The sequence below is a fragment of the Paenirhizobium naphthalenivorans genome (assembly GCF_007992095.1).
GTDB lineage: Bacteria > Pseudomonadota > Alphaproteobacteria > Rhizobiales > Rhizobiaceae > Allorhizobium > Allorhizobium naphthalenivorans.
Genome location: NZ_BJZP01000001.1, coordinates 195,514 through 222,255 on the forward strand (window position 1 = coordinate 195,514; position 26,742 = coordinate 222,255).

The 26,742-nt window shown below is 61.7% G+C and carries 24 protein-coding genes; 17 read left to right on the forward strand and 7 right to left on the reverse strand.

What is annotated here, in order from left to right; translation table 11 throughout:
• The 5 genes from RNA01_RS00915 to RNA01_RS00935 are packed head-to-tail and all read right to left on the reverse strand — an operon-like array spanning window position 1 to window position 5,463.
• Window positions 1-1,224: a molybdopterin molybdotransferase MoeA gene (locus tag RNA01_RS00915; RefSeq protein WP_147177993.1), complete on the reverse strand. Its 1,224-nt coding sequence runs from the start codon at window positions 1,222-1,224 to the stop codon at window positions 1-3.
• A complete protein-coding gene (gene moaC, locus RNA01_RS00920; protein ID WP_147177995.1) occupies window positions 1,224-1,709 on the reverse strand; it encodes a cyclic pyranopterin monophosphate synthase MoaC in 486 nt (161 codons plus the stop codon). The genes RNA01_RS00915 and moaC overlap by 1 nt, the downstream gene beginning before the upstream one ends.
• Complete coding sequence (gene trpC / locus RNA01_RS00925; RefSeq protein ID WP_147177997.1) at window positions 1,709-2,521, reverse strand: indole-3-glycerol phosphate synthase TrpC; 813 nt, start codon at window positions 2,519-2,521, stop codon at window positions 1,709-1,711. Before trpC ends, moaC begins: the two co-directional genes overlap by 1 nt.
• 10 nt (window positions 2,522-2,531) lie before the next feature.
• Window positions 2,532-3,554, reverse strand: a complete 1,023-nt coding sequence (gene trpD, locus RNA01_RS00930) for an anthranilate phosphoribosyltransferase (RefSeq protein WP_147177999.1) — start codon at window positions 3,552-3,554, stop codon at window positions 2,532-2,534.
• A gap of 19 nt (window positions 3,555-3,573) precedes the next feature.
• Window positions 3,574-5,463, reverse strand: coding sequence for a peptidylprolyl isomerase (locus RNA01_RS00935; protein WP_147178001.1), 1,890 nt, complete (start codon window positions 5,461-5,463; stop codon window positions 3,574-3,576).
• 274 nt (window positions 5,464-5,737) lie between these two features.
• Here RNA01_RS00935 and RNA01_RS00940 point away from each other — a divergent pair, with 274 nt between their 5' ends.
• The gene (locus RNA01_RS00940; protein WP_235916336.1) at window positions 5,738-8,374 is read left to right on the forward strand and encodes a cation-translocating P-type ATPase; all 2,637 of its coding nucleotides are present in this window, start codon (window positions 5,738-5,740) and stop codon (window positions 8,372-8,374) included.
• 94 nt (window positions 8,375-8,468) lie between these two features.
• Here the strand turns inward: RNA01_RS00940 and gltA are convergent, their stop codons facing one another.
• Window positions 8,469-9,758 carry a citrate synthase gene (gene gltA / locus RNA01_RS00945; protein ID WP_147178003.1) on the reverse strand — a complete coding sequence of 430 codons (1,290 nt, stop codon included), beginning with the start codon at window positions 9,756-9,758 and terminating at the stop codon, window positions 8,469-8,471.
• A 409-nt stretch (window positions 9,759-10,167) separates the two neighbouring features.
• On the opposite strand from gltA, the gene RNA01_RS00950 reads away from it, so the two are divergent.
• A complete protein-coding gene (locus tag RNA01_RS00950) occupies window positions 10,168-12,606 on the forward strand; it encodes a ComEC/Rec2 family competence protein (RefSeq protein WP_235916338.1) in 2,439 nt (812 codons plus the stop codon).
• Here the strand turns inward: RNA01_RS00950 and lexA are convergent.
• The gene (gene lexA / locus RNA01_RS00955) at window positions 12,587-13,294 is read right to left on the reverse strand and encodes a transcriptional repressor LexA (RefSeq protein ID WP_147178250.1); all 708 of its coding nucleotides are present in this window, start codon (window positions 13,292-13,294) and stop codon (window positions 12,587-12,589) included. The genes RNA01_RS00950 and lexA overlap by 20 nt on opposite strands.
• 201 nt (window positions 13,295-13,495) lie before the next feature.
• On the opposite strand from lexA, the gene RNA01_RS00960 reads away from it, so the two are divergent.
• The 15 genes from RNA01_RS00960 (at window position 13,496) to RNA01_RS01030 (ending at window position 26,741) form a co-directional block, all read left to right on the forward strand.
• Window positions 13,496-14,038, forward strand: a complete 543-nt coding sequence (locus tag RNA01_RS00960; protein WP_147178005.1) for a DUF1003 domain-containing protein — start codon at window positions 13,496-13,498, stop codon at window positions 14,036-14,038.
• A 45-nt stretch (window positions 14,039-14,083) separates the two neighbouring features.
• Entirely contained in the window at window positions 14,084-14,977 is an 894-nt protein-coding gene (locus RNA01_RS00965) for a VOC family protein (RefSeq protein ID WP_147178007.1), read from the forward strand.
• A complete protein-coding gene (kdsA, locus tag RNA01_RS00970; protein ID WP_147178009.1) occupies window positions 14,977-15,822 on the forward strand; it encodes a 3-deoxy-8-phosphooctulonate synthase in 846 nt (281 codons plus the stop codon). Before RNA01_RS00965 ends, kdsA begins: the two co-directional genes overlap by 1 nt.
• Before the next feature lie 178 nt (window positions 15,823-16,000).
• Window positions 16,001-17,275, forward strand: coding sequence for a phosphopyruvate hydratase (gene eno / locus RNA01_RS00975; protein ID WP_147178011.1), 1,275 nt, complete (start codon window positions 16,001-16,003; stop codon window positions 17,273-17,275).
• 142 nt (window positions 17,276-17,417) lie between these two features.
• Window positions 17,418-17,738, forward strand: a complete 321-nt coding sequence (locus RNA01_RS00980) for an FtsB family cell division protein (protein WP_147178013.1) — start codon at window positions 17,418-17,420, stop codon at window positions 17,736-17,738.
• A 145-nt stretch (window positions 17,739-17,883) separates the two neighbouring features.
• On the forward strand, window positions 17,884-18,930 hold the full coding sequence (gene pdhA, locus RNA01_RS00985) for a pyruvate dehydrogenase (acetyl-transferring) E1 component subunit alpha (protein WP_147178015.1): 1,047 nt from the start codon (window positions 17,884-17,886) through the stop codon (window positions 18,928-18,930).
• 15 nt (window positions 18,931-18,945) lie between these two features.
• The gene (locus RNA01_RS00990; RefSeq protein ID WP_147178017.1) at window positions 18,946-20,319 is read left to right on the forward strand and encodes a pyruvate dehydrogenase complex E1 component subunit beta; all 1,374 of its coding nucleotides are present in this window, start codon (window positions 18,946-18,948) and stop codon (window positions 20,317-20,319) included.
• Between the two features lie 15 nt (window positions 20,320-20,334).
• Entirely contained in the window at window positions 20,335-21,678 is a 1,344-nt protein-coding gene (locus RNA01_RS00995; RefSeq protein WP_147178020.1) for a pyruvate dehydrogenase complex dihydrolipoamide acetyltransferase, read from the forward strand.
• Between the two features lie 18 nt (window positions 21,679-21,696).
• The gene (locus RNA01_RS01000) at window positions 21,697-22,335 is read left to right on the forward strand and encodes an SGNH/GDSL hydrolase family protein (RefSeq protein ID WP_147178022.1); all 639 of its coding nucleotides are present in this window, start codon (window positions 21,697-21,699) and stop codon (window positions 22,333-22,335) included.
• Between the two features lie 93 nt (window positions 22,336-22,428).
• Window positions 22,429-22,668 carry an HP1242/YdcH family protein gene (locus RNA01_RS01005; protein WP_147178024.1) on the forward strand — a complete coding sequence of 80 codons (240 nt, stop codon included), beginning with the start codon at window positions 22,429-22,431 and terminating at the stop codon, window positions 22,666-22,668.
• 75 nt (window positions 22,669-22,743) lie between these two features.
• Window positions 22,744-24,189: a dihydrolipoyl dehydrogenase gene (gene lpdA / locus RNA01_RS01010; RefSeq protein ID WP_147178251.1), complete on the forward strand. Its 1,446-nt coding sequence runs from the start codon at window positions 22,744-22,746 to the stop codon at window positions 24,187-24,189.
• 65 nt (window positions 24,190-24,254) lie between these two features.
• Window positions 24,255-24,509 carry a GlsB/YeaQ/YmgE family stress response membrane protein gene (locus tag RNA01_RS01015; RefSeq protein WP_147178026.1) on the forward strand — a complete coding sequence of 85 codons (255 nt, stop codon included), beginning with the start codon at window positions 24,255-24,257 and terminating at the stop codon, window positions 24,507-24,509.
• Window positions 24,510-24,658: 149 nt separating this feature from the next.
• Complete coding sequence (locus RNA01_RS01020) at window positions 24,659-24,973, forward strand: hypothetical protein (RefSeq protein ID WP_210245722.1); 315 nt, start codon at window positions 24,659-24,661, stop codon at window positions 24,971-24,973.
• A gap of 41 nt (window positions 24,974-25,014) precedes the next feature.
• Window positions 25,015-25,980, forward strand: coding sequence for a lipoyl synthase (gene lipA / locus RNA01_RS01025; protein ID WP_147178028.1), 966 nt, complete (start codon window positions 25,015-25,017; stop codon window positions 25,978-25,980).
• Window positions 25,981-26,213: 233 nt separating this feature from the next.
• Entirely contained in the window at window positions 26,214-26,741 is a 528-nt protein-coding gene (locus tag RNA01_RS01030; protein WP_307725721.1) for a P-loop NTPase family protein, read from the forward strand.
• Window position 26,742 lies beyond the last annotated feature (1 nt).

A 26,742-nucleotide genomic window follows, 5' to 3' on the forward strand; every position in this document is an offset into this window, starting at 1 on the left:
TCAAAAATCGAGTGCGCGCAACAGGAGCACCGGCGTTTCCGCTCCGGCCGGATGTTCCGGCGCGTGCGGTGGGCGGATGATCAGGCAGTCGGAATTGGCAAAGATTTTCATCATCGACGAATCCTGCTTGCCGTAGCTCTCCACCAGGAGTTCACCTTCAGCATTGCGCGACAGCCGCGCTCGCAGATAGTCCTGCCGTTTGTCGTTCGGCGCAAGCGCGGTCGTGGTCCGCGCCGAGGCCAGACGCGCCGACGACGGACGCCCAGTCAGCCTTGCCAGCAGTGGTTCGAGGAACAGCAGGCCACAGACCATGGAGGAAACCGGGTTGCCGGGCAGGCCGAGAACACGCATACCATGGAGATCGCCGACCATCAGTGGCTTGCCCGGGCGCATGGCGATCCTCCAGAAGTCGAGCCGCATGCCGGCGGCGAGCAGCGTCGACTGGACGAGGTCATGGTCGCCGACCGAGGCGCCGCCGAGCGTCACCAGAACATCGACCTGAGCGGTCTTGGCCTTTTCGACGGCGGCGGTGATCTCGGCGCGGTCATCCGGCACGATGCCGAGGTCGATCACCTCCGCACCGGCCTGACGGGCAAGCGCGGCGATGCCGAAGGTGCTGGAGCCGATGATCTGATGCGGCCCCGGGGTTGTGCCGGGCGGCACCAGTTCGTCGCCGGTGGCGAGAATAGCGACCCGTGGTCGGGCGAAGACCTCGACTGTCGGGTGGTTCATTGCCGCGACCAGCATCAACCGGCTGAAATCGAGCCGCGTTCCGGCCGAAAGCACCGTCTCGCCTTCAGCGAAATCCTGCCCGCGTGGCCGGATGTGTCGACCGGCCATTACCGGAAAGGTCGTGCGGATCGCATGATCGTCCAGCTTTTCCGCGTCCTCCTGGATCAGTATCGCATCCGCACCCTTCGGAACCGGAGCCCCGGTGAAAATGCGCACGGTTTCACCCGGACCGACCGTGCCGGCAAAGCCGTGACCGGCGGCCGAGGTGCCTATTACCTTAAGGCTTGCACCGGGCTCCGGCGCGTCTGCGGCGCGCAGCGCATAGCCATCCATGGCGGAGGCGTCGAACGGTGGCTGGGTCAATCTTGCTTTGATGTCGGCGGCAAGCACGCGGCCATCGGCCTCGCCGAGTGCCAGCGGCTCGCGACGATCGATCGGCGCTGTGGCGTTCAGCAGTCTGTCCTGGGCCTCTTCGACCGAGAGCAACGACATCAACCTGCCTCCGGACGGTGGAATGTGCCTGACTTGCCGCCGGTCTTTTCGAGAAGCCGGACGCCGCCGATCTCCATGGCCTTGTCTGTTGCTTTTGCCATGTCGTAGACCGTCAGGCAGGCGACGGAGACAGCCGTCAACGCTTCCATCTCGACGCCGGTCTTGCCGGTCAACTTGGCGGTCGCGCTGATGCGAAGGCCGGGCAGGGCTGGGTCTTCTTCGATCTCCACGGTGACCTTGCTCAGCATCAGCGGATGGCAGAGCGGAATGAGGCTTGCGGTTTGCTTGGCGGCCATGATGCCGGCGATCCGCGCGGTAGCGATCACATCGCCCTTCTTGGCATTGCCGGCGCGGATCAGATCCAGTGTCGCCTGCGCCATTTTGACATAACCTTCGGCGGTCGCGCTGCGGGCCGTTTCGGCCTTGTCGCCGACATCCACCATATGCGCCTCGCCAGAGGCGTTTATGTGGGTGAGGCCGGTCATCAGGCGACCTGGGCCGGGGGCTGGCCGGTCAGCAGCAGACGGGTGGCGGCTGCCACATCCGCCTGACGCATCAGGCTCTCGCCGACAAGGAAGGTGGAGATACCGCAGGATTGCAGACGCTGGCAGTCCTCGAAGGTGAATATGCCGCTCTCTCCGACCAGCAGGCGGTCGGACGGAACCATGGGCGCCAGCCGTTCGCTGACCGATAGGCTGACCTCGAAGGTGCGCAGATTGCGATTGTTGATCCCGATCATCGGCGAGCCGAGCTTCACCGCCCGTTCGAGTTCTTCTTCGTCATGCACCTCGATCAGCACGTCCATGCCAAGCGCAAAGGCCTCATCCTCGAGCCGCCTAGCTTCGTCGTCGGACAGGGAGGCCATGATCAGCAGAATGCAGTCGGCCCCATAGGCGCGGGCCTCATGCACTTGGTAGGGCTCGAACATGAAGTCCTTGCGCAAGGCCGGAAGGGCGCAGGCGGCGCGGGCCTGGACCAGATAGTCAAGCGAGCCTTGGAAGCTTGGCGTATCCGTCAGCACGGAAAGGCAGGCGGCACCGCCGGCCTCATAGGCCGCGGCAAGGGCAGGCGGATCGAAATCCGGGCGGATCAGGCCCTTGGAGGGACTGGCCTTCTTGATCTCGGCGATCAGACCGAAATCGCCGGCCGCGTGGCGCGTGGCAAGCGCGCGATGGAAGCCGCGCGGGGCGGCCTGTTCTGCGGCAAGCGCCTTGAGGTCGGCAAGCGAGCGAACGGCCTTCGCGGCGGCGATCTCTTCGCGCTTGTAGATTTCGATACGCTTGAGGATGTCTGCCATGGCTTTCGTGTCAGTCCCGTGGTGCCTGGTTGGAAATGGCGATCAGTTTTTCGAGCGCCTGGGCGGCGGAGCCGCTGTCGAGCGACTGCGATGCCAGCGTCATGCCCTCGCGAACGCTGGTCGCCTTGCCGGCGACGATCAGCGAGGCGGCGGCGTTGCAGAGCGCCACGTCGCGATAGGCGTTTTTCGCGCCGTCAAGCACGGCTTTGAGCGCTGCCGCATTGAAGGCACCATCACCGCCGCGGATCGCGTCGAGTGTAACGGTGGGTACGCCGAAGTCCTCCGGTGTCAGTTCGAAGGTCGTGATCTCGCCGTCCTTCAGGGCCGCGACCTGGGTCGGGCCGGTGGTGGTGATCTCGTCTAGACCGCTGCCATGGACGACCCAGGCACTTTCCAGCCCCAGATCGCGAAGGGCCTCGGCACCGGGCAGCAGCCATTCCGGCGAATAGACGCCGAACAGTTGGCGCTTGACGCTGGCGGGGCTCGAAAGCGGACCGACGATGTTGAAGATTGTCCGGGTTCCGAGCTCGACGCGGGCCGCGCCGACATGGCGCATGGCCGGATGATGAAGCTGGGCAAACATGAAGCCGATACCGGCTTCGCGAATACAGCGGGCAATGGTTTCCGGGTCAATGTCGAGACGCACGCCAAGAGCAGAAAGGCTGTCGGCGGCGCCCGACTTGGAACTGAGGGCACGGTTGCCATGTTTGGCAACCGGCACGCCCGCACCGGCGACGATCAGGGCCGCCAGTGTCGAGATGTTGTAGGTATTTGTGCCATCGCCACCGGTACCAACGATGTCGATAGCATCGGCCGGAGCGTCGACGGGGACCATCTTGGAGCGCATGATGGAAACAGCGCCGGCGATCTCGTCAACGGTTTCTCCACGGACGCGCAGCGCCATCAGAAAACCGCCGATCTGGGCCATGCTGGCCTCGCCCGACATCAGGACTTCGAAGGCGCCGCTCGCTTCCTCGCGGGTGAGAGCATGGCGGGTTGCGACTTTGGCGATATAGGGCTTCAGACCGGACATATGTTAAACTCCCCCGTCCTCAGCGGACCATCGCCTGTTCGGCGAGCTGCTGGTTAATCGTCACGCCATAGTCATTCTGCAACCGGTTGACCATCTGGTCGAGAATGTCGTCACCGGCGGCCTTGGCAATTTGGGTGATTTGAGCGTCGTCGTTCGCAAGGGCATCAGTCCTCGGCTGATCCTGGACGTCCGTCACCTTGAGCAGGATCTGGGTTTCCGGATCACCGCCCGTCGCGCTAGCCACTGTGCCGACCGGGCCGGAGAAGGCGGCGATTATGGCTGCCGGACCGAGGACCGCGTCTTCAGTCTGGCGGCGGATGCCGGCCTTGGTCTCGACCGCGATGCCAAGTTCGGCGGCGATCACGTCAAGCGTTTCGCCCTTGGCAGCACGTTCCTTTAGGCTTTCGGCCTTGGCGCCGAGTGCGGTCTTTTGCTGCTCGGCGACCCAGTCGGCCGTCGCCTTCTCGCGGACCTCATCGAGGGAACGATCGTGCTCGGCGAAGATGTCTTTCACTTCGAGCCAGATATAACCATCCTTGCCAGTATTGATCGGTAAGGCCTCGACGCCGACGTCGGTCGTGAACACTTCGGCCATGAGCGCGGCACGTTCGGGCAGGTCGGGAACGTCGCTACCGCTCTCGTCCTTACCGTTGCGGTCGGCCGCCTTGACGGAGATTGCCTTGAGTTTGAGCTGGCTGGCCGCCTCCTCAAGTGTCGAGCCACCGGCGCGCAGATCCTCGAACTGGTCATGCATGCTGGCGATATCCTCGATCGCGGCCGCTTCGGCCAGCGCCTCTCGGATTTCATCCTTGACCTCGTCCAGAGGACGGGTGCGGCCTTCCTTGACATTGGTTATACGGAGAATGACCGGCCCGAGCGCGCCATCAACGACGTCGGTCGTGCCGCCTTCCTTGGTGATGGCGAATGCAGCGGCGGCAAGCACGGGATCGGGAAGCTTTTCACGGGTGAAATCGCCAAGAAGTACGTCACTTGCGGTCTTGCCCTGATCGGCGACCAGCTGATCGAAACTGGTGCCAGACTTCAATTCCGTCGCTGCGGCCTCTGCCATTTCCCGGGTCTCGAAGGTCAGCTGCTCGATCGTGCGGGTTCCAGCAATCTCGTAGTTCTTCTTATGAGCCTCGTAATCCTGGCTGATCGCCGCGTCGGGAACCGCCGCCTTGTCGGCTATGTCGGTCGGTTCGAGTTTTACATAGGAAAAGCTACGGTATTCCGGCGCGCGATACCGTGCCTTGACCGTTTCGAACCATGCGGCGAGGGTCGCATCGTCGGCGGCCTTGATCGGGTCGATATTGGCATTGGTCAGCAGAAGATAGCTGATAGCGCGGCTTTCATTGCGATAGGCCTTGAGGGCATCGACAAGTACGTGCGGGGCGACGAAACCGTCGGAGGTCGCCTCGACGATCTGACTGCGGATGGCCACCTTGGAGCGCTCCAGGATATAGTCATCTTCGCGCAGGCCGGCATTGCGCAGCCGCGTGGTGAAGAGATTACGGTCGAACTGGCCGCTCTCTGTCTTGAAGGCCGGATCCTCGGCGATCAACTGGGCGAGACGGTCCTTGGACAGGCCGAGGTTCATGTCCTCGGACAACTGGTCGAGGGCGGCACCAGCGGCGAGCTGGGCATAGACCTGGTTCGGCACGCCGAGCGCCTTGGCCTGTTCCGTGGTGAGCTGGGTCCCGAAGCGGCGGCCTAGGTCGGAAAGCTGGCGCTGGTAGGCAAGACGGAACTCGCTGGCGGAGACCTGTTGGTCGCCAACACTGATGACGGTGTCCGTTGCCGCGCTGAAGAGTGATGCGGAAATGCCCCAGATCCCGAAGGACGCGACCAAGAGGAGCATCAGCAGTTTGGCGACCAGGGTATGGGCAGCTTTTCTCAGAACTTCGAGCATCGGAACTCAATTACCTCATTACGGGCCTTCGCAGACGGCGAAGCGGTTGACGTTCCTTAAAACAATCCGTTGCGGAAATGAAGGCATGTTCAGTGAAAAGGCGGCGGCCGGCCGCGCATCGCGGGGAAGCCGCCTTCGGTGACGCGGCGTTTGCGCCGTCGTTCGATGATGTTCGTGGATTTCGAAATGGAGAAGTAATGACGCGATCATTATAGGTACATACAAGATGCAAGATGGTGGCCTCGGGCTACTTCGCCACCGCATGGGAGCTGGGATGATTGATATCGATAACGGCAGAAGACAAGCGGATAGGGCGACCGGCCTGACCGGGGAGCAGGCCGCGCGTGCGCTCGAACGGTTCGGGCCAAACCGCCTGCCTGTCGGCGCAAGCCCATCTTTCATCAAGGTTCTCGCTCTACAGTTCCTCAGCCCGCTGATCTATATTCTCATGGGGTCCGCCGTGCTCTCGGCGCTGATCAGCGAGATCACCGACGCGCTGTTCATCGCCGTTGTGTTGATGCTCAATGGGATTGTCGGAGCGATCCAGGAATATTCGGCGGGTAAATCGGCGGCGGCGCTGCGGGCGCTGGAACAGCCGCATGCGACGGTGATCCGCGACGGTGCGCGCCAGACGATCGATGCGGCCGGGCTGGTGCCTGACGATCTGGTTCTGCTGGAATCGGGTGAACGCGTGCCGGCCGACATCCACCTCATCGACGTAAACGGTCTGCAATGCGACGAGGCCGCACACACCGGCGAGTCGCGCGCAGTTGCCAAGGATGCTGGCGATCTGGTCTTTGCCGGAACGATCGTGACACGGGGGCGGGCCCGCGGTCTGGTGGTGGCGACCGGCAGCCGGACCGAACTCGGGCGCATTGCGGGGGCCATCCAGGAGCGGTCGAGCGCCAAGCCGCCGCTGATGATCCGTATGGAGGATTTCACCCGGCTGATCGCGGTGTCGGTCGGGGTGGCCATCGTCTTCCTGATTGCCGTCGGGCTCTGGCGACAGATGCCGATCGGCGAATTGCTCACCATGTCGATCGGGCTTGCCGTCAGCGCCATCCCGGAGGGCTTGCCGATCGCCATCACGGTGGCGCTGGCGATCGGCATGCGCCGGATGGCGAAGGTCAATGTCGTGGTGCGTAATCTGCCGGCGGTCGAGTCGCTCGGCTCCTGCACCATGATCGCAACCGACAAGACCGGTACGCTGACGCTCAACGAACTGACGGTCACCGACATATGTCTGCCAGACGACAGCCATTGGCTGTTCGATACCGGTGCCGACCCCATTGCCGGCGGGATCCACAACGGTGACGGCGCACACGGTCCGGCGACCCAGGCGGTCCAGCGTCTGTTGCTTGCCGCCTCCCTTCCGAACGAAGGCGAAATCACTCGCAACCACGGCGGTGGTTTGGACCAGATGGGGGATACGGTGGACGTCGCGCTACTGGCGGCGGCCCACAAGGGCGGGCTCAGCAAGCGAGATCTGATGGACCGATACCGGCTTGAGAAGCGCATCCCCTACGAGCCTGAACTGAAATATGCGGCATCCTTCCATTTGGACAAGGACCATGTGCATATCTTCGTCAAGGGCGCGCCGGAAATGCTGAGGACCATGTGCGGCACCATGCAGGTCGGGGACCAGACGGTGCCGGTCGATCATGCGCTGTTACATCGGCAGATGGATGCGATGACGCGTAGGGGGCTCAGGGTCCTGGCCTTCGCCGAGGGCCGCTTGGCCCATAGCTGCAATGGCGATTATGGCGACCACATGCTGTTCGACCTCAATTTTCTTGGCTTTGCCGGGATGCAGGACCCGATTCGGCCGGAGGTGCCGGCGGCACTTGCCGCCTGCCGTACCGCCGGCATCGAAGTGGCGGTGATTACTGGCGACGATCCGCGGACGGCAACCGTGATCGCCCGCGAGGCCGGGCTCGTGTTCGCGCCCGAGGACGTCGCGACCGGCGATCAGGTCGCCGAGGCGCTGGCAGTTGGGGAAAGTGTGCTCGACGAACTCACTCGGCATGTGCGCGTGTTTGCCCGGATGAAGCCCGACCACAAGCTCGCCGTCGTCCGCTCGCTCGCCCGCAACGGGCATTATGTGGCGGTGACTGGAGACGGGGTGAATGACGCGCCGGCGCTCAAGCACGCGCATGTCGGCGTGGCGATGGGGCGGGCTGGAACGGATGTCGCCAAGGAGAGCGCAGACATTATCCTGACCGACGACAATTTCGCGTCGATCGTCGCTGGCATCCGTGAAGGGCGGGTCGCCTACAGCAATATTCGCAAGGTCGTGTTCATGCTGGTGTCGACCGGTGCGGCGGAAGTGCTGATTTTCCTTTTCGCCATGATCCTTGGCACACCGATGCCGCTGACGGCGGTGCAGCTTCTCTGGCTGAACCTCGTCACCAACGGCGGCCAGGATGTAGCCCTGGTGACGGAACCGGCGGAAGGTGATGAGCTTCAGCGTCCGGTGCGCCGGCCTGAGGAATCGCTGTTCGACCCGCTGATGATCCGCAGAATCGTCGTGGCGACGCTGCTGATGGGAGGCGGCGGCTTTGGCCTTTTCTATTGGTTGATTTCGACCGGAACCAGTGAGTTTGCCGCGCGCAACCTTCTGCTTGTGCTCTTTGTGCTGTTTGAGAACTTCCAGTGCATCAACAGCCGCTCGGAGCGGCGATCTGTCTTTCGTCAATCATTGCTCTCGAACCCATTCCTGTTGATCGGAATTATCGGTTCGCAGGCATTGCATATGGGTGCCATGTATATGCCGGGCTTGAACAACCTCCTTGGCGTTGCTCCAATCTCGCCGGAGCAATGGCTGTGGTTGCTTGTCCTGGCCTCCGGCCTGCTGGCGGTGAGCGAGTTTGAGAAGATCATCTACCGCCGGCAGTTGGCGGCTCGTCTCTGAAGCAGGCCGGAGGCAGACCAAAGAAGGCGCAAACCCAAGAAAAAAGCCGCCGGATTGCTCCGACGGCTTTTCACTTGACTGGGCTCTGCTGCGCTCAGCGCTGCGAAACCGGTGTATAATCGCGCTTCGGTGCGCCGGTGTAGAGCTGACGCGGACGGCCGATGCGCTGCTGCGGATCCTCGATCATCTCGTTCCACTGGGCGATCCAGCCGACGGTGCGGGCGAGAGCGAAGAGAACGGTGAACATGGTCGTCGGGAAGCCGAGGGCGCGAAGCGTGATACCCGAGTAGAAGTCGACGTTCGGGTAGAGCTTCTTTTCCTTGAAGTAGGGATCGTTGAGCGCGATCTTTTCGAGCTCGAGTGCGACCTGCATTAGCGGATCATCCGAATGGCCGGTGGCTTCCAGCACTTCGTACATGGTCTTCTGCATGATCTTGGCGCGCGGGTCGTAGTTCTTGTACACGCGATGACCAAAGCCCATCAGACGGAACGGATCGTTCTTGTCCTTGGCGCGGGCGATGTATTCGGGAATGCGGTCAACGGTGCCGATTTCCTGCAGCATGTTGAGGGCTGCCTCGTTGGCGCCGCCGTGGGCCGGGCCCCAGAGGCAGGCAATGCCGGCCGCGATGCAGGCGAACGGGTTGGCGCCCGAGGAGCCTGCGAGGCGAACGGTCGAGGTCGATGCGTTCTGCTCGTGGTCGGCATGCAGGATGAAGATGCGATCCATGGCGCGAGCCAGAACCGGATTCACCTTGTAATCGTCGCACGGTACGGCAAAGCACATGTGCAGGAAGTTCGCAGCATAATCGAGATTGTTGCGCGGATAAACGAAGGGTTGGCCGATGTGGTACTTATAGGCCATTGCGGCGATCGTCGGCATCTTGGCGATCATGCGCAGCGAGGCGACCATGCGCTGATGCGGATCGGTGATGTCGGTGGAGTCGTGGTAGAAGGCGGACAAGGCGCCGACGGTGCCGACCATGACAGCCATCGGGTGGGCGTCACGGCGATAGCCGGAGAAGAACTTGGACATCTGCTCATGCACCATGGTGTGGTGCGTGACGCGATAGTCGAAATCCTTCTTCTGCACGGCGGTCGGCAGTTCGCCGTAGAGCAGCAGGTAGCAGACTTCGAGGAAGTCGCCTTTTTCGGCGAGCTGTTCGATCGGATAGCCGCGGTGCAGCAGAACGCCTTCATCGCCGTCGATGTAGGTGATCTTGGATTCGCAGGACGCCGTAGAGGTGAAGCCCGGGTCGTAAGTGAAGGCGCCGGTGTTCTTGTAAAGGGCGCCGATGTCGATGACATCGGGCCCGATCGTACCGGTCTTCACGGTCAGGTCGACCGATGTTTCCCCGAGTTTCAAAGAAGCGCTTTTGTCCGTCATGCTAATCCTCCGGAATTGGCGGGAAGGCGTCCGAAAGGGCGCCTTGGGGTTAAGCGTAGGGATGTAGCTATATGATCCGGAAGTTAATGCCAAGCTATCCGAAGGGCAAATTGTGCGTCGCGAAAGGCCCTGAAACATGAATTGGTTTGGGCTAAATCGATTGAATAATTTTGACGGGAGATAGCTTTCCTGAACACGCATAGCTTGTTAGTTTGGCGCGGCGCCAAGACGCCTCCGGTCTCCGGCTAGAACCGGCGCGGATGCGGCGGTGAGGGAGCGGAACGTGGAGGTTCTGTCCGATCGACAAGGTTCGGCGACAAGGGGCGATGGGGTGCCAACCCCGCCGGTCATTCCGTGTGTCATGTTCCCTGTTGGGCCGGCTCGTCGTCGGACCACCGCTGGTTTCTCGGTGCGTGTGCGGGCCCTGTCGCGAAGGAGCCGGGAACGCTTTTCCACAGCACTCGGCCAGGAGGAGGACCATGGTCATTTCTTCCTCTTTGTGCCGGTCTTCCTCGGTGTTGGCGCGGTGTGCTGGTTTTCGCTCGGTCGGCCGGCGCCCACACTGGTCATTGCGGTCCTGTTTTTCATTGCGGTTGCAGTCTTCGCCCTTGCCGGATCGGGGCGGCGGGTGGGGCGCTGCGGTCTTGCCGCGGTGTCGCTGTGGCTGGCGGGCATGCTTGCGGCCGACTTCGAGTCGCGTCGTATGGCAACGACGATCCTCGATACCGGCGTAACGACGGTATTGACCGGCATCGTCGAGCGCCGCGAGCCCGGCGCGAACGGTGAATGGCGCTATGTCCTGCGCCTCTCATCCACCGCCGAACCACGGCTGAAGCGTCCGCCCGAACGGGTTTCGCTGGTGGCACGGGGCAGGCATCAGCCGGTCCTGCTTGGGGAGCGGTTGACGGGCAGGGCCAGGCTTTCACCACCCTCCGGACCGGCTTTGCCCGGCCTCAACGATTTCGCCTTCGCCAACTATTTCGACGGGGTTGGTGCCGTCGGATTCTTCCTCGGGGCCCCACAGGGGTTGGGATCAGCAGCGGAATTGGGCGAGGAGGGGGATTGGTCGATCGGCGAGCGTTGGCTCTTTTCCCTGCGCGACGGTATATCGGAACGTCTCCGCAATGTCATTGGTGGCGATGCGGGCGCCTTCGCCACGGCAATCATCACTGGCGAGCGGCGCTCCATGTCACGCGCGACGACAGAAGCGTTGCGGCTTTCGGGCCTTGCCCATATCACCGCGATCTCCGGCCTTCACATGGCGCTCGCCTCGGGCATCTTCTTCGTTGGGTTGCGCATGCTGCTCAGCCTCCTGCCGGGGGTCGCCCAGGGGTTTGCGATCAAGAAGCTGGCTGCTGCGGGCGCGCTGATGGCCGCCTTCGCATATCTCCTGATCTCCGGCCATCAGGTGTCCGCTGTCAGAGCCTTCGTGATGACCGCGATCATGCTCGTCGCGGTGTTGTTTGACCGCCCAGCGGTCAGTCTGCGTAATCTGGCGATCGCGGCGATCGTCATCATCGCCATTACACCTTCGGCGGTGATGGGGCCGAGCTTTCAGATGTCATTCGGCGCGACGGCGGCGCTGATTGCCGGCTATGCGGCGTGGCGGGCACGGCCGCGGCGTAATGCTCTCAAATTCAAATTTCCCGGCGCAGGCTTGCTCGGGGCCACGGGCCGACTGATCGGCGCGACATTTCTCACCTCGCTGATCGGTGGCCTGTCGACCGCCATCTTCGCCATCGCTCACTTCCACCGGTTGGCGCCGCACGGCATGGAGGCCAATCTGGCGGCCATGCCGATCATCTCCCTTATGGTCATGCCGGCCGGGCTCGGCGCGATGCTGCTTATGCCCTTCGGGCTCGATGCCCCGCTGCTTTGGCTGATGGGGCTCGGTCTCGACTGGGTCCTTTTGATTGCCCGGGCCGTGGCCGGATGGGACGACGCGATCGGATTTACCCGGATGCCGGCGTGGTTTCTACCGTCGGCTGCGACTGGTTTGCTGCTTATGACGCTGTTGCGGACACGCTTGCGCCACGTCGGAACGGTGCTGTTTGCTGGCAGCATCACCATAGTCGCAATGGCGCCAGCGCATGCGCCGGCGGAGGTGGTGATCTCGGAGGATGGAGGGCTGGTCGGTCTGCGCGTGGCGGAGAGGCGGCTTGCGACCAATCGCGTCCGCCCGCCGCGTTTCGTTTTTGAGCAATGGCGTGCCGCACTCGGCCTCGACGAGCATGTCGCCCCGGAAGAGCTCAGCATCCAGACCGAAGCAAAACCGCTGCCGCACCGCGCATCTGCCCCGTCTGCTGTGGGGGCTGATAGACCACAAACAGACACCCGTCGCCAGGAGCGGCAGTGGTCGAACGATGAACTGATCGCAGTGGGCAAGCGGATGCAAACGGCCTTGCAGGACGATGGGGTGGCGCGTTTTCGTTGCGAACCCAAAGCCTGGTGTGTGGCGCGGTTGAGCGGTGGCTGGACGATCGCGACGGTAGACGAAACTGCCTTTGTCGGCCCCGCCTGCGACACGGCGGACATCGTCGTCACCGCTCGCCGTATGGCCTTTCCCTCTTGCCGCTCCGGCGCGCGGCTGTTCACTGCCGAAACGCTCAGGGCCACGGGCGCGGTGGAGTTACACCTCGGACGCCTGGACATTCGCGAGGTGGTTGTGACCACATCCTTATCCGAGGATTTGCGCCCCTGGTCCGTTCACCGTCTCTATGACTGGCGCACCAACCGCTTTCTCGAGCCGGGCATGCCGGGCAGTCCGAACTCGCCGAAACCTGTTGATCCTGCGAAGCATCCAGGGGTCGTGAGGGTCCGGGATGACGTCAATGATAGCGGCGAATGAGACCGACCAGCTTGCCCTGGATCTTGACCCGATCCGGCGGGAAGATTCGGGTTTCATAGGCTGGATTGGCAGCTTCCAGCGCGATCGAGGCGCCGCGACGACGGAAGCGCTTCAGGGTCGCTTCCTCCTCGTCGACCAGCGCGACGATAATGTCGCCCGGATTGGCGCTTGCGGCGTTGCGGATGATGACGGTGTCGCCGTCGAGAATGCCGGCCTCGATCATCGAGTCACCCCTGACCTCGAGCGCATAGTGCTCGCCGGCGCCAAGCATCTCCGCGGGAACGGTGATGTCGTGGGTGTTGTTCTGGATCGCGGAGATCGGCACGCCGGCGGCGATGCGGCCCATGACGGGAACGCTGACCGAATTCGACGTGTCCTCAACGGCCTTAGACGCGACGGCAGGTGTCTTGCCGAGGCTGCCTTCAATCACGCTTGGCGAGAAGCCCCGGCGTGGCTGCAAGCTCGACGTATAGGCCTCGGGCAGCTTGATCACTTCGAGCGCGCGGGCGCGGTTCGGCAGGCGGCGGATGAAGCCGCGCTCCTCAAGCGCGGTGATCAACCGATGGATGCCCGACTTCGAGGCGAGGTCGAGCGCATCCTTCATTTCGTCAAATGACGGAGGGACGCCCGATTCCTTCATCCGTTCGTGGATGAACAGAAGCAGTTCCTGTTGCTTGCGCGTCAGCATATTGCAGTGCCCCAATTGGTGAAACAAATACAGAACAGACACTATCTGTTCCATTTGTGTTCCGCAAGGGGATAAAAAACCGTGAAGAAATCGAAACTTTGATGAAGGAACGGCTACACGACCGCTTTCGCATGGAGGCCATTGTCATGGCTGCGTTTTGGCGCGATGAGTTGGGCAAATCGTATTGGAGGCGTCGCATCGATGTTGGGTGATCTGGAAGGCAAACTGCTGGGCAAATCAGCGAATGAGTTGAACGCGGCCGAACGGCGAGTCCTGAAGCGCGCGCGGGAGCGACGGACGCTGTCGACCAATGCAAGCGAGGATTTTCAGGCTGCTGCAACGCCCAGCCAACGGCTGGCCGATGCGATTGCCCGCGTCGGGGGCTCCTGGACCTTCATAATCGCCTTCCTGGTGTTCCTCGTCGCCTGGGTAATCCTCAATACCGTCATTCTGGCGTCGGGAGCCCTTGATCCCTATCCGTTTATCTTCCTCAACCTGCTGCTGTCGATGCTGGCGGCAATCCAGGCGCCGGTGATAATGATGAGTCAGAACCGTCAGGCGGCGCGGGATCGCTACATGGCAGCCAAGGATTACGAGATCAATCTCAAGGCCGAGATCGAGGTTCTGGCCCTGCATCACAAGATCGACATGCAGGTGCTGACTGAACTGCAGGCGACCCGCGCGGACATTGCCGCATTGCGGCAGGTCGTCGAGACCCTTTCATCCTCTGGCCGGAGCCTTTAGGTAGGCTCAGGGATTATCTGCCAGGGGCCAAGGAGAATATTTCAAATGACAGCGAGACCGCAGGGCGTGGGCGCAATCGATCATCTTGTCTTGCCGGTGACATCGCTCGAGGCGACGCGTGACCGGCTGACCGGATTGGGTTTCACGGTTGCGGCTGATGCGCGCCATCCGTTTGGCACAGAGAATGCCTGCGTTTTCTTCGGCGACGACACCTATCTGGAACCGTTGGCGATTGCCAGCCGTGAGGAGTGCGAAGCGGCGGCCAAGGCCGGCAATACGTTCGTCGCGCGTGACCAGGCCTTTCGCTTCCGCAATGGGCAAGAGGGGCTCTCCGCGATCGTGATGAAGACCGGCGATGCCGAGGCGGATCACAGGCGTTTCGTCGCTGCCGGCTTTTCCGGCGGACCGATGCTGCATTTTGAGCGCGCCTTCAAGATGGCGGACGGCTCCGAGGTGGTTGGCGGCTTCAAGCTCGCCTTTGCCGCCGACCTGCGTTCTCCCGATTTCTTCTTGTTTGCCTGCGAGCGGGTCAATCCGCTGCCGGCGGATCGTGGCACGCTGGCCCGGCACGAGAACGGGGCGCTTGGCCTTTCGACGGTGGTGCTTTGCGAGGAAAACCCGAGTGATTTCCAATATCTGCTCGAAGGGGTTTTCGGGCAGCGCGAGGTCGAGGCACATTCATTCGGCCTTATGTTGCAACTGGCGAATGCCAAGGTTGAGGTGCTGACCCCGACGGGTCTTTCTGGCTACTTCGGGATCGATACCAAGGCCGGCGGACGCGGGCTCAAGGGCCTGCTTCTGGTCGTCAAGGTTGCGAATATCGGCGTGACAGAGCGGCTGCTCGCTGCTAATGGCGTCGCATACAGCCGCCATGGTGCGCGTCTGGTCGTTCCGCATGAGGCGGGGCAGGGCGTGCCCTTCGTGTTCGAGGAAGTTTGATGAGCAATCCGACCAATTCCGAAGTCGTCGTCGGCGAAGGTGCCGCCAAGGTCGTCTTTTCCAATTCCAAGCGCTTCTCGCTGATCGCCGGTCCGTGTCAGATGGAAAGCCGGGATCACGCCTTCATGGTCGCCGGCAAACTCTCCGAGCTTTGCCGTGAATTGAACCTCGGCCTGGTCTACAAGTCGTCCTTCGACAAGGCGAACCGCACGTCGCTGTCGGCCGAGCGTGGCATCGGCCTGGAAAAGGCGATGGAAGTTTTTACCGACCTCAAGAAGGAATTCGGCTTTCCGGTGCTGACCGACGTGCACACCGAAGAGCACTGCCGGCTGGTCGCTCCGGTCGTCGACGTTCTGCAGATCCCGGCTTTCCTCTGCCGCCAGACCGACCTGTTGGTCGCCGCCGCCGAGACCGGCCGGGCAATCAATGTCAAGAAGGGCCAGTTCCTTGCTCCTTGGGACATGAAGAACGTCCTCAACAAGATCAATGCCAGCGGCAATGCGAATGTCATGCTGTGCGAACGTGGCGCGTCGTTCGGCTACAACACGCTGGTGTCCGACATGCGCTCGCTGCCGATCATGGCGGCAATGGGCGCGCCGGTCATCTTCGACGCCACCCATTCGGTGCAGCAGCCGGGAGGCCAGGGTAGTTCCTCGGGTGGTGAACGGCGGTTCGTGGAGACGCTGGCGCGCGCAGCCATTGCCGTCGGCGTTGCCGGCGTGTTCATCGAGACCCATCAGGACCCAGACAACGCACCTTGCGACGGACCGAACATGATCGCTTTGGAAAACATGCCGCGCCTGCTCGAAAAGTTGCTTGCCTTTGACGCGATCGCCAAAGCCTGATCTCGCTCGCGCCAAAAAAAGTCATCGCTCATGAACGCCGGCCTGTGGCCGGCGTTTTGCGTTCATGCGCGAGTCCGGCATCGTCTATGGGCTTCTGTCATGTCGCCGCCATTGTATTTTCCGCATCATCGATTAAGACAGGCCATCCTCAATCCCCACCCAAAGCAGGGAGGCCCTCATGACTGCCATCACCGACATTATCGGCCGCGAAATTCTCGACAGCCGTGGCAATCCGACCGTTGAGGTCGACGTCTATCTGGAAGACGGCAGCATGGGCCGTGCGGCGGTTCCCTCGGGCGCCTCGACAGGCGCACACGAAGCCGTCGAACTGCGTGACGGCGGTAGCCGTTATCTTGGCAAGGGTGTTGAAAAGGCGGTCGAATACGTCAACACCGAAATCTTCGACGCGATCGGTGGCCTGGATGCGGAAAACCAGATCCAGATCGACAACCTGATGATCGAACTGGACGGTACGGCCAACAAGTCGCGCCTTGGCGCCAACGCCATCCTCGGCGTTTCGCTTGCCGTCGCCAAGGCGGCTGCCGAAGCCTCCGGCCTGCCGCTGTACCGCTACATCGGCGGCACCAACGCCCATGTCCTGCCGGTTCCGATGATGAACATCATCAACGGCGGCGCGCATGCCGACAATCCGATCGACTTCCAGGAGTTCATGATCATGCCGGTCGGCGCCGACACCATGCGCGACGCGGTGCGCATGGGGTCGGAAGTCTTCCACGTGCTCAAGAAGGAACTTGCCGCACAGGGTCACAACACCAATGTCGGCGACGAGGGCGGCTTCGCCCCGAATCTCAAAAGCGCGCCGGAAGCGCTCGACTTCATCATGAAAGCGATCGAGAAGGCCGGTTACAAGCCCGGCGAGGACATCTTCCTCGCGCTTGATCCGGCATCGTCGGAGTTCTTCAAGGACGGCAAATACGACCTGCAGGGCGAGGGGCGCGTGCTCGACAGCGCTGAAATGGCGGCCTACTACGCTGATCTCGCCGCCAAGTATCCGATCATCTCGATTGAGGACGGCATGGCGGAGGACGACTGGGATGGCTGGAAAATCCTGACCGACAAGATCGGCAATTCCTGCCAACTGGTCGGTGACGACCTGTTCGTCACCAATTCCGCGCGCCTGCGCGACGGCATCAAGATGGGCGTGGCCAACTCGATCCTGATCAAGGTCAACCAGATCGGTTCGCTCAGCGAAACGCTGGACGCTGTGTTTACCGCACACACGGCGGGTTATACCGCGGTCATGTCGCACCGCTCGGGCGAGACCGAGGATTCGACCATCGCCGACCTCGCTGTCGCCACCAATTGCGGACAGATCAAGACGGGCTCGCTGTCGCGCTCTGACCGCCTGGCGAAATACAACCAGCTGATCCGCATCGAGGAGATGCTCGGCCCGCAGGCCCGCTACGCCGGGACTTCGATCCTGCGCGCCTGATTACGCCGCCGCCGCTTGTTTGAAGGCCGTACCCCGATAAGGGGTGCGGCTTTTTTCTTTGGTCGCGGATTACGGTCAACGGTCGGTTAAACTATCACCGATAATTTGCTGGGATAGTTTTGCGTTTCAAGGCACCCTTCGCATGTGGACCAGGCACCATAAGAATAGAAAATTCGGACGCCTCATTCTTCCAGCCGTCACCATCGCCTTTCTCTCCTACTTCGGCTATCATTCGATCCATGGCGATTACGGTCTGCGGGCGGCCCAGGAATTCGAGCGTCAGCGCATCGCGCGCAGTGCCGAGCTGGCGGCGCTGGTCGAGCATCGCCAGCAGCTGGAGCGGCAGGTGGAATTGCTGAGCGACGGTTCGCTCGAGCGAGACATGATCGACGAGAAGGCGCGATATCAACTCAACATGTCGCGGCCGGACGAGATTGTCATTTTTGACAGTTTCCTCAATTAACCGAAATCTGGTTAATTGGAAATTTTTCATTGAAAACATACAATTATCGTGAATGCGAGCCATGCATTTATGGCATTGCGGGCGCGGTCATTCTTGCCTAGACTGTTGCTCAATCAAGATCCGACATAACCCTAGGGAGGGATGAATGGCGCCGCGAAAATCCGCGATTGCTACCGGCCGTAAAACTTCGGCCAAGCCTGCCAAAAAGGATTTCAGTGAGGGCGCGATCGCCGAGTTCGATCGTGAGGCCGAGCTTGCGTCCTATCGTGAGATGCTGCTGATCCGGCGTTTCGAGGAAAAGGCCGGCCAACTCTATGGCATGGGCTTCATCGGTGGTTTCTGTCACCTCTATATCGGCCAGGAAGCCGTCGTCGTCGGCATGAAGATGGCGCTCAAGGATGGTGATCAGATGATCACCGGCTATCGTGACCACGGCCATATGCTGGCATGCGGCATCAGTGCGCGCGGCGTTATGGCGGAACTCACCGGGCGTCGCGGCGGTCTGTCCAAGGGTAAGGGCGGCTCGATGCACATGTTTTCCAAGGAAAAGAATTTCTACGGCGGGCATGGCATCGTCGGCGCGCAGGTGCCGCTCGGAACCGGGCTGGCCTTCGCTAACGCCTATCGCGGCAACGGCAATATCTCGGTCGCCTATTTCGGTGATGGTGCGGCCAATCAGGGGCAGGTGTACGAGAGCTTCAATATGGCTGAGCTGTGGAAGCTGCCGGTCATCTATGTGATCGAGAACAATCGCTACGCTATGGGGACCGCCGTTTCGCGCGCCTCGGCGCAGACGAATTTTGCCCAGCGCGGTCTGGCCTTCAATATTCCGGGTCTGCAAGTCGACGGCATGGATGTTCGGGCGGTCAAGGCTGCGGGCGAGCAGGCGGCCGAATTCTGCCGTTCGGGCAAGGGGCCGGTCATTCTCGAGATGATGACCTACCGCTATCGCGGTCACTCCATGTCCGACCCGGCGAAGTACCGCTCTAAGGATGAGGTCCAGAAGATGCGCTCCGAGCACGATCCGATTGAGCAGGTGCGCGTTCGTCTGCTCGAAAAGGGCTGGGCGAGCGAGGATGAGCTCAAGGCTATCGACAAGGACGTGCGCGACATCGTCGCTGACAGCGCGGATTTCGCGCAGTCTGATCCGGAGCCGGATGCATCCGAACTCTACACCGACATTCTGCTGTAATCGGGGAGGGAACCCATGCCTATCGAAATTTTGATGCCCGCCCTTTCTCCGACGATGGAAGAAGGCACGCTTTCCAAATGGGTCAAGAAGGAGGGCGATACCGTCAAGGCTGGCGATGTGATCGCCGAGATCGAGACCGACAAGGCGACCATGGAAGTGGAAGCCGTCGATGAAGGCGTGCTCGGCAAGTTGCTGATCGCCGCCGGCACCGAAGGCGTCAAGGTCAATACGCCGATCGCCGTTCTGTTGCAGGATGGCGAAAGTGCTTCGGATGTCGCAGTGCCAAAGGCCGCCCCGGCTGAGGCTGCGCCGACACCTGTTGCTGCATCCGCCGCCGCATCTGCGCCCGTTCCGGCCGCGCCGGTCTCTGCGCCGGCCGCCGATCCGGATATTCCGGCCGGCACCGAAATGGTGACGATCACGGTGCGTGAAGCGCTGCGCGAGGCCATGGCCGAGGAGATGCGCGCCAATCCGGACGTCTTCGTTATGGGTGAGGAGGTTGCCGAATATCAGGGCGCCTACAAGATCACCCAAGGCCTGCTGCAGGAGTTTGGCGCCAAGCGCGTCGTCGACACACCGATCACCGAGCACGGCTTTGCCGGCGTCGGCGTCGGTGCGGCCATGGCCGGTCTTCGTCCGATCGTCGAGTTCATGACCTTCAACTTCGCCATGCAGGCGATCGACCAGATCATCAATTCGGCCGCCAAGACGCTCTACATGTCGGGCGGCCAGATGGGCGCGCCGATCGTGTTCCGCGGCCCGAACGGTGCGGCCGCCCGCGTCGGCGCCCAGCACAGCCAGGACTATGCGTCCTGGTACAGTCATATTCCTGGCCTCAAGGTCATTCAGCCCTATACGGCGGCTGACGCCAAGGGCTTGCTGAAGGCTGCGATCCGCGATCCGAACCCGGTCATCTTCCTGGAGAACGAAATCCTCTACGGTCACTCGTTCGAAGTGCCGAAGCTGGATGACTTCGTCCTGCCGATCGGCAAGGCGCGCGTTCATAAGGTCGGCAAGGATGCCACCATCGTCTCCTTCGGCATCGGCATGACCTATGCGGTCAAGGCAGCCGAGGAACTGGCCAAGGACGGCATCGACGTCGAGATCATCGATCTGCGCACCATCCGCCCGATGGACCTGCCGACCGTCATCGAATCGGTGAAGAAGACCGGCCGCCTGGTCACCGTCGAGGAAGGCTATCCGCAGTCGTCCGTCGGCACGGAAATCGCCACCCGCGTGATGCAGCAGGCCTTCGACTATCTCGATGCGCCGATCCTGACGATCGCCGGCAAGGACGTGCCCATGCCCTACGCGGCAAACCTCGAAAAACTTGCTCTGCCGAATGTCGGCGAAGTGGTCGAGGCGGTCAAAACCGTCTGCTACAAGTAACGGGAGGGTCAGCACATGCCGATCAATATCACGATGCCGGCACTCTCCCCGACCATGGAAGAGGGCAATCTTTCCAAGTGGTTGGTCAAGGAAGGCGATAAGGTCAAGTCAGGCGACGTGATCGCCGAGATCGAGACCGACAAGGCTACGATGGAAGTCGAAGCTGTCGATGAGGGCACGGTCGCCAAGCTGGTCGTTCCGGCCGGCACGGAAGGTGTCAAGGTCAATGCCCTGATCGCCATCCTCGCCGCTGATGGCGAGGATCTGGCTGCGGCCGCTGCCAGTGGCGGTTCGGTTGCGCCGGCAAAGGCCGAGGCTGCTGCCGAGGTCAAGGCGGAGGCGGCTCCTGCGACTGCTGCGCCGACCACCGACAAGGCTCCGGCACCCTCGACGCCAGCGGCGGTCGCACAGTCCGGCGCGCGCGTGTTCGCTTCGCCGCTGGCTCGTCGCCTTGCCAAGGAAGCCGGCCTCGATCTGAAGGCGGTCTCCGGTTCCGGTCCACATGGCCGCGTCGTCAAGAGCGATGTTGAAAAGGCGGCTTCGGGCGCTGTCGCCAAGGCTGCTCCGGCAATTGCGGGTGCATCTGCATCTGCTGCGGCCGCAGCGACCATGGCCAAGGGTGCCTCGGAAGAGGCCGTGCTCAAGCTATTCGAACCCGGTTCCTACGAGCTTGTACCGCATGACGGCATGCGCAAGACGATCGCCAAGCGCTTGGTGGAATCCAAGCAGACCATTCCGCATTTCTACGTCACCGTCGATTGCGAGCTGGACGCGCTTTTGGCACTTCGCGCCCAGCTCAACGATGCGGCTCCCCGCAAGGAGGGCGCAGCAGCCTACAAACTCTCGGTCAACGACATGATCATCAAGGCGATGGCCATGGCGCTGACGGCTGTTCCGGATGCCAACGTCTCCTGGACCGAGAGCAATATGGTCAAGCACAAACATGCCGATGTCGGTGTCGCCGTGTCGATCCCGGGCGGTCTGATCACACCGATCATCCGTCATGCGGAACTGAAGACCCTGTCGAGCATCTCCAACGAGATGAAGGATCTGGGCCGCCGCGCCAAGGAACGCAAGCTGAAGCCCGAGGAATACCAGGGCGGCACCACGTCGGTGTCGAACATGGGTATGATGGGTGTCAAGCAGTTCTCCGCCGTCATCAATCCTCCGCATGCGACGATCCTTGCGGTCGGCGCCGGCGAGGAACGCGTGGTGGTGAAGAACGGAGAAATGAAGATCGCCAATGTCATGACCGTGACCTTGTCGACCGACCATCGTTGCGTCGATGGCGCGCTCGGGGCCGAACTGCTCGGCGCCTTCAAGCGCTACATCGAGAACCCGATGGGTATGTTGGTCTGATAGCGGAGGTGCTCTGCGATGAAATCCGTTCTCTGCTATGGCGACAGCCTGACTTGGGGGTACGATCCCCAGACCGTTGGCCGGCATCCCCATAGCGAGCGTTGGCCGAGTGTTCTGGGAGCTGCGCTTGGTCCTGAGGTCAATGTCATCGCCGAAGGCCTGAACGGGCGCACGACCGCTTATGACGACCATCTCGCCGATTGCGAGAGGAACGGCGTGAAACTGCTGCCGAGTGTGCTGGAAAGCCACAAGCCGGTGGATCTGGTGATCCTGCTACTCGGCACCAATGACATGAAGCGGGGCATCGCCGGTACGGCGATCGCCGCGACCAAGGGGATCGACCGGCTGGTCAAGTTGATCCGGCATCACGATTGGGGATTCGGCTTCGAGGTGCCGGAGATCCTGATCGTTGCGCCGCCGGCGATCTGCGAGACGGCGAACGCGCATTTCGCGGCGATGTTCCGCGGCGCGCTCGACGAATCGGCAATGCTGGCGAGTTTCTACCGGGATCTCGCGGACGAGACTGGCTGTGGTTTTTTCGATGCCGGTTCTGTGGCGGTGACCAGTCCGCTCGACGGGATCCATCTCGATGCGGACAATACCCGAGCGATCGGTCGGGGGCTCGAACCGGTGGTCCGCATGCTGATGGGAATTTGATGGAATAGCCGGCGAAAGTTGATCAAGATCAAGGGGGTGGCATTTTCGGGCGAATAGGCTACAGGTATCGACCGACAACAGAGGAGATACCGAATGTCGAATACCCCGCACGAAATCCACGACGAGTTTCCGGAATTTGCGGACAAGATTCATGCGCTCAAAGTGAGCGACGAGCAGTTCGCGAAGCTGCTTGAAGACTACCGCGACGTGAACCGGACCATCCATCGTGCGGAGACGGAAGTCGAGCCGTTGGGCGATGTTGAGATGGAAAACATGCGCAAGCAGCGCATGGTTCTGAAGGATGAAATCTACGGGATGCTGACCAAGGCCTGATACGGTCCGGCTTCATCCCTCGGAGGGGCTCCGCCGTACGGTGGGGCCCTGCCGTCAAAGAGGAGATGAATGCCAGTGTCCAATGCCTATGACGTGCTCATTATCGGCTCCGGCCCCGGTGGCTATGTCGCCGCTATTCGTTCAGCCCAACTGGGCTTGAAGACCGCTATCGTCGAACGGGAGCATCTGGGCGGCATTTGCCTTAACTGGGGCTGCATCCCGACCAAGGCGCTGTTGCGCTCCGCCGAAATCCTCGACCTCTCCAATCACGCCAAATCCTACGGCTTGACGCTCAACGGTACGATGACCGCTGACGTCAAGGACGTGGTGGCCCGTTCGCGCGGCGTGTCGGCCCGTCTGAATGGCGGCGTCGGTTTTCTGATGAAGAAGAACAAGATCGACGTGATCTGGGGTGAGGCTAAGCTCACCAAGGCGAACGAGATTGTCGTCGGCAAGCCATCCAAGCCGGCTGTGCAGCCGCAGAACCCGGTTCCCAAGGGCGTGCTGGGCGAGGGTACCTACACCGCCAAGCACATCATCGTCGCCACCGGCGCACGTCCGCGCGCGCTACCGGGTATCGAGCCGGATGGTAAACTGATCTGGACCTATTTCGAGGCGATGAAACCCGATTTCATGCCGAAGTCGCTGGTGGTTATGGGGTCCGGCGCGATCGGCATCGAATTTGCCTCTTTCTACCGCTCGATGGGCGTTGATGTCACCGTCGTCGAACTGATGCCGCAGATCATGCCGGTCGAGGACGCCGAGATTTCGGCGATCGCTCGCAAGGCGTTGGAAAAGCGCGGCCTGAAGATCGTCACCGAGGCGAAGGTCTCCAAGGTCGAGAAGGGCACAGATTCGATCACCGCGCATGTCGAGACCAAGGATGGCAAGGTCCAGACGATCACGGCCGACAGGCTGATCTCGGCCGTTGGCGTACAAGGCAATATCGAAAATCTCGGTCTCGAGGCTCTTGGCGTCAAGACCGATCGCGGTTGCATTGTCATCGACGGCTACGGCAAGACCAATATAGCGGGCCTCTACGCCATTGGTGATGTCGCCGGCCCGCCGATGCTCGCTCACAAGGCCGAGCACGAGGGCGTGGTCTGCGTCGAGAAGATCGCAGGCCTGCCGAATGTCCACGCCACCGACAAGAGCAAGGTTCCCGGCTGCACCTATTGCAATCCGCAGGTCGCCTCCGTCGGCATGACTGAAGCCAAGGCCAAGGCTGAGGGCCGTGACATCCGCGTCGGCCGTTTCAACTTCAACGCCAATGGCAAGGCAATCGCGCTCGGCGAGGACAATGGCCTCGTGAAGACGATCTTCGACAGGAAGACCGGCGAATTGCTCGGAGCCCACATGGTCGGCGCCGAGGTAACCGAACTGATCCAGGGCTTCGTGGTGGCTATGAACCTCGAGACGACCGAGGAAGAGTTGATGCATACGATCTTCCCACATCCGACACTGTCTGAAATGATGAAGGAAAGCGTGCTCGACGCCTATGGGCGCGTGCTCAACGCCTAAGGGCAAGTTGTGGGGCTGTGTCCCGCCACCTATGTAGGGGCGGGACTTCAACGAAGGAGTTGGTAATGACGACATTTCAGATCGGCTGGTTCCTGACGATCATCGTCGGCGGCCTTGCCGGATGGCTTGCGGGCAAATTTATGGGCGTTCGCTTCGGGTTGCTGATGAACATCCTCATCGGCGTTGTCGGCGCCGTTGTCGCGTCCGCCATTTTCCGGCGTTTCGGCGTCGGGGTGGAGGGGGACTGGCTGGGCTATCTGGTCACCAGCTTTGTCGGCGCGAGCATTTTGCTGTTCGTGGTGAAACTGGTGAGGCGCTGAGGGCAAGGACAGCCGGCGCGGTTCTTTGGAGGAGGCAGGTCATGGTCGCAGGCATTGGCAGAAAAATCGTTTGTCTCGTTGCTGCAATGACGGCATTCGCACCAGGTGCGGTCTTGGCGGATTCCTGTTGGGACCATAATGGGTCGTTGATGCGGCTCACCGCCGCCGGCAACCAGCGCGCTTTCTATTACGAATATCCCAAGCAGGGTATGCGTGGTGCTGGGGTGCGGCAGGGGACGCTTCTGTTCAATGGCTCCAACGTCAATGGCTGGTATTCCGGTACGGCGCGGGTCTTTTCGAAATTCTGCCCGGGTTCTCCACTTGAGTATCATGTCGAGGGACCGGTCGATCGTAATCAGACGCGGGTGACGCTCCGCGGTACCCGCGAGGTGATGGAGCGCTGCCAGGCGACCGGACGTCGCACCACAGACACGCTGGTTTTCACCTACAGCCATCAATGCTAAGAGCGCCGGGCAAGAGCCCAGCAGGCGCGGAGTAACGACACGTGGTTACCATTCTCGACAAGATCAACGACCCCCAGGCGCGCGTGCGCCATCCGGAAAAGGCCCACCGGCCGGACACCGAGGTGATGCGCAAGCCCGAGTGGATTCGCGTGAAGGCGCCGACCTCCAAAGGGTATGCGGAAACTCGAGAGCTGGTACGCAGCCACAAGCTGGTGACGGTTTGCGAGGAGGCGGGCTGCCCGAACATTGGCGAGTGCTGGGACAAGAAGCACGCGACTTTCATGATTATGGGCGAGATCTGTACCCGCGCCTGCGCCTTCTGCAACGTCGCGACCGGCAAGCCGAACGCGCTGGATCAGGATGAGCCGGAGAATGTCGCCAAGGCCGTCAAGCAGATGGGCCTGCAGCATGTCGTCATCACCTCGGTCGACCGCGATGACCTGGAGGATGGCGGCGCCGAGCATTTCGAGAAGGTGATCTGGGCTATCCGCGCGGCATCGCCGGAGACGACGATCGAAATTCTGACGCCTGACTTCCTGAAAAAGCCGGGCGCGCTTGAGCGTGTCGTGGCCGCTAAGCCGGACGTCTTCAACCACAATATGGAAACCGTGCCGGGCAATTATCTGACGGTGCGTCCGGGCGCCCGGTATTTCCACTCGGTCCGCCTCTTGCAGCGGGTCAAGGAACTCGACCCGACGATGTTCACCAAGTCCGGCATTATGGTCGGCCTCGGCGAAGAGCGGAACGAGGTTCTGCAGTTGATGGACGATCTGCGTACCGCCGACGTCGATTTCCTGACCATCGGCCAGTATCTGCAGCCGACTCGCAAGCATCACCAGGTGATGAGCTTCGTCACACCGGATGAGTTCAAGTCTTACGAGACAGTCGCCTATGCCAAGGGGTTCCTGATGGTGTCGTCGAGCCCGCTGACGCGCTCGTCGCATCATGCGGGTGACGATTTCGCCCGGCTCAAGGCCAATCGTGAGAAGCTCTGGTCCTCCCGATAGCCCGCAGGCTTGGCGAATGGCGCTAGCTGCTCCCTGTCGATGATCCTCGCCTTGGCGAGCCTGTACCGTCCGCCTGCTGCTGAAGCTGGCGTGACATTCTTCGCATTGCGCCGGGACGGTCAAGTGACTGTCATGCGGACTTGTTACAGCATCCGCGAAAGCTGATGCGACACATGTTTCGTGAGGTCTGAATGGTATCCCGTCCGGTTGATTTGGCCGAAGGGGCGCGCTTGGTGCCGAATGCCGAGCGCATTCTGGTGATCGGCTGCTCGGGCAGCGGCAAGAGCACTCTGGCCCGGGCGCTGGCCGAACGTTTTCAGCTGCATTACATTTCAATGGACAGGGATGTGTTCTGGTTGCCCGGCTGGCAACAGCGGCCCCGCGAGGGCGCCAACCGGAGGATTGCCGAACTCGTCGCATTAGCCCGATGGGTGACGGACGGAACGAGCCCGAGAACTCTGCCGGAACGCCTGGCACGCGCGGACCTCGTAATCTGGCTGCGTCCGCCTCGCCGCGTATCGCTCTGCGGCGTCGTTACTCGCTGGTTCCGCTATGCCGGTCGCACGCGCCCGGAAATGGCTGAGGGCTGTCCGGAACGGGTGGATCTGGAGTTCCTGCGTTATATTTGGCAATTCGAACGCAACGAGACGCCGAAGATTATCGAAAAGCTGGCGGCGGAGAGGCGTGAAATTCCGCTTCTGGTGTTGAAATCGCATGGCGACAGTCGCGGACTACTTGCCAATCTCGACCGGCGACATTAGC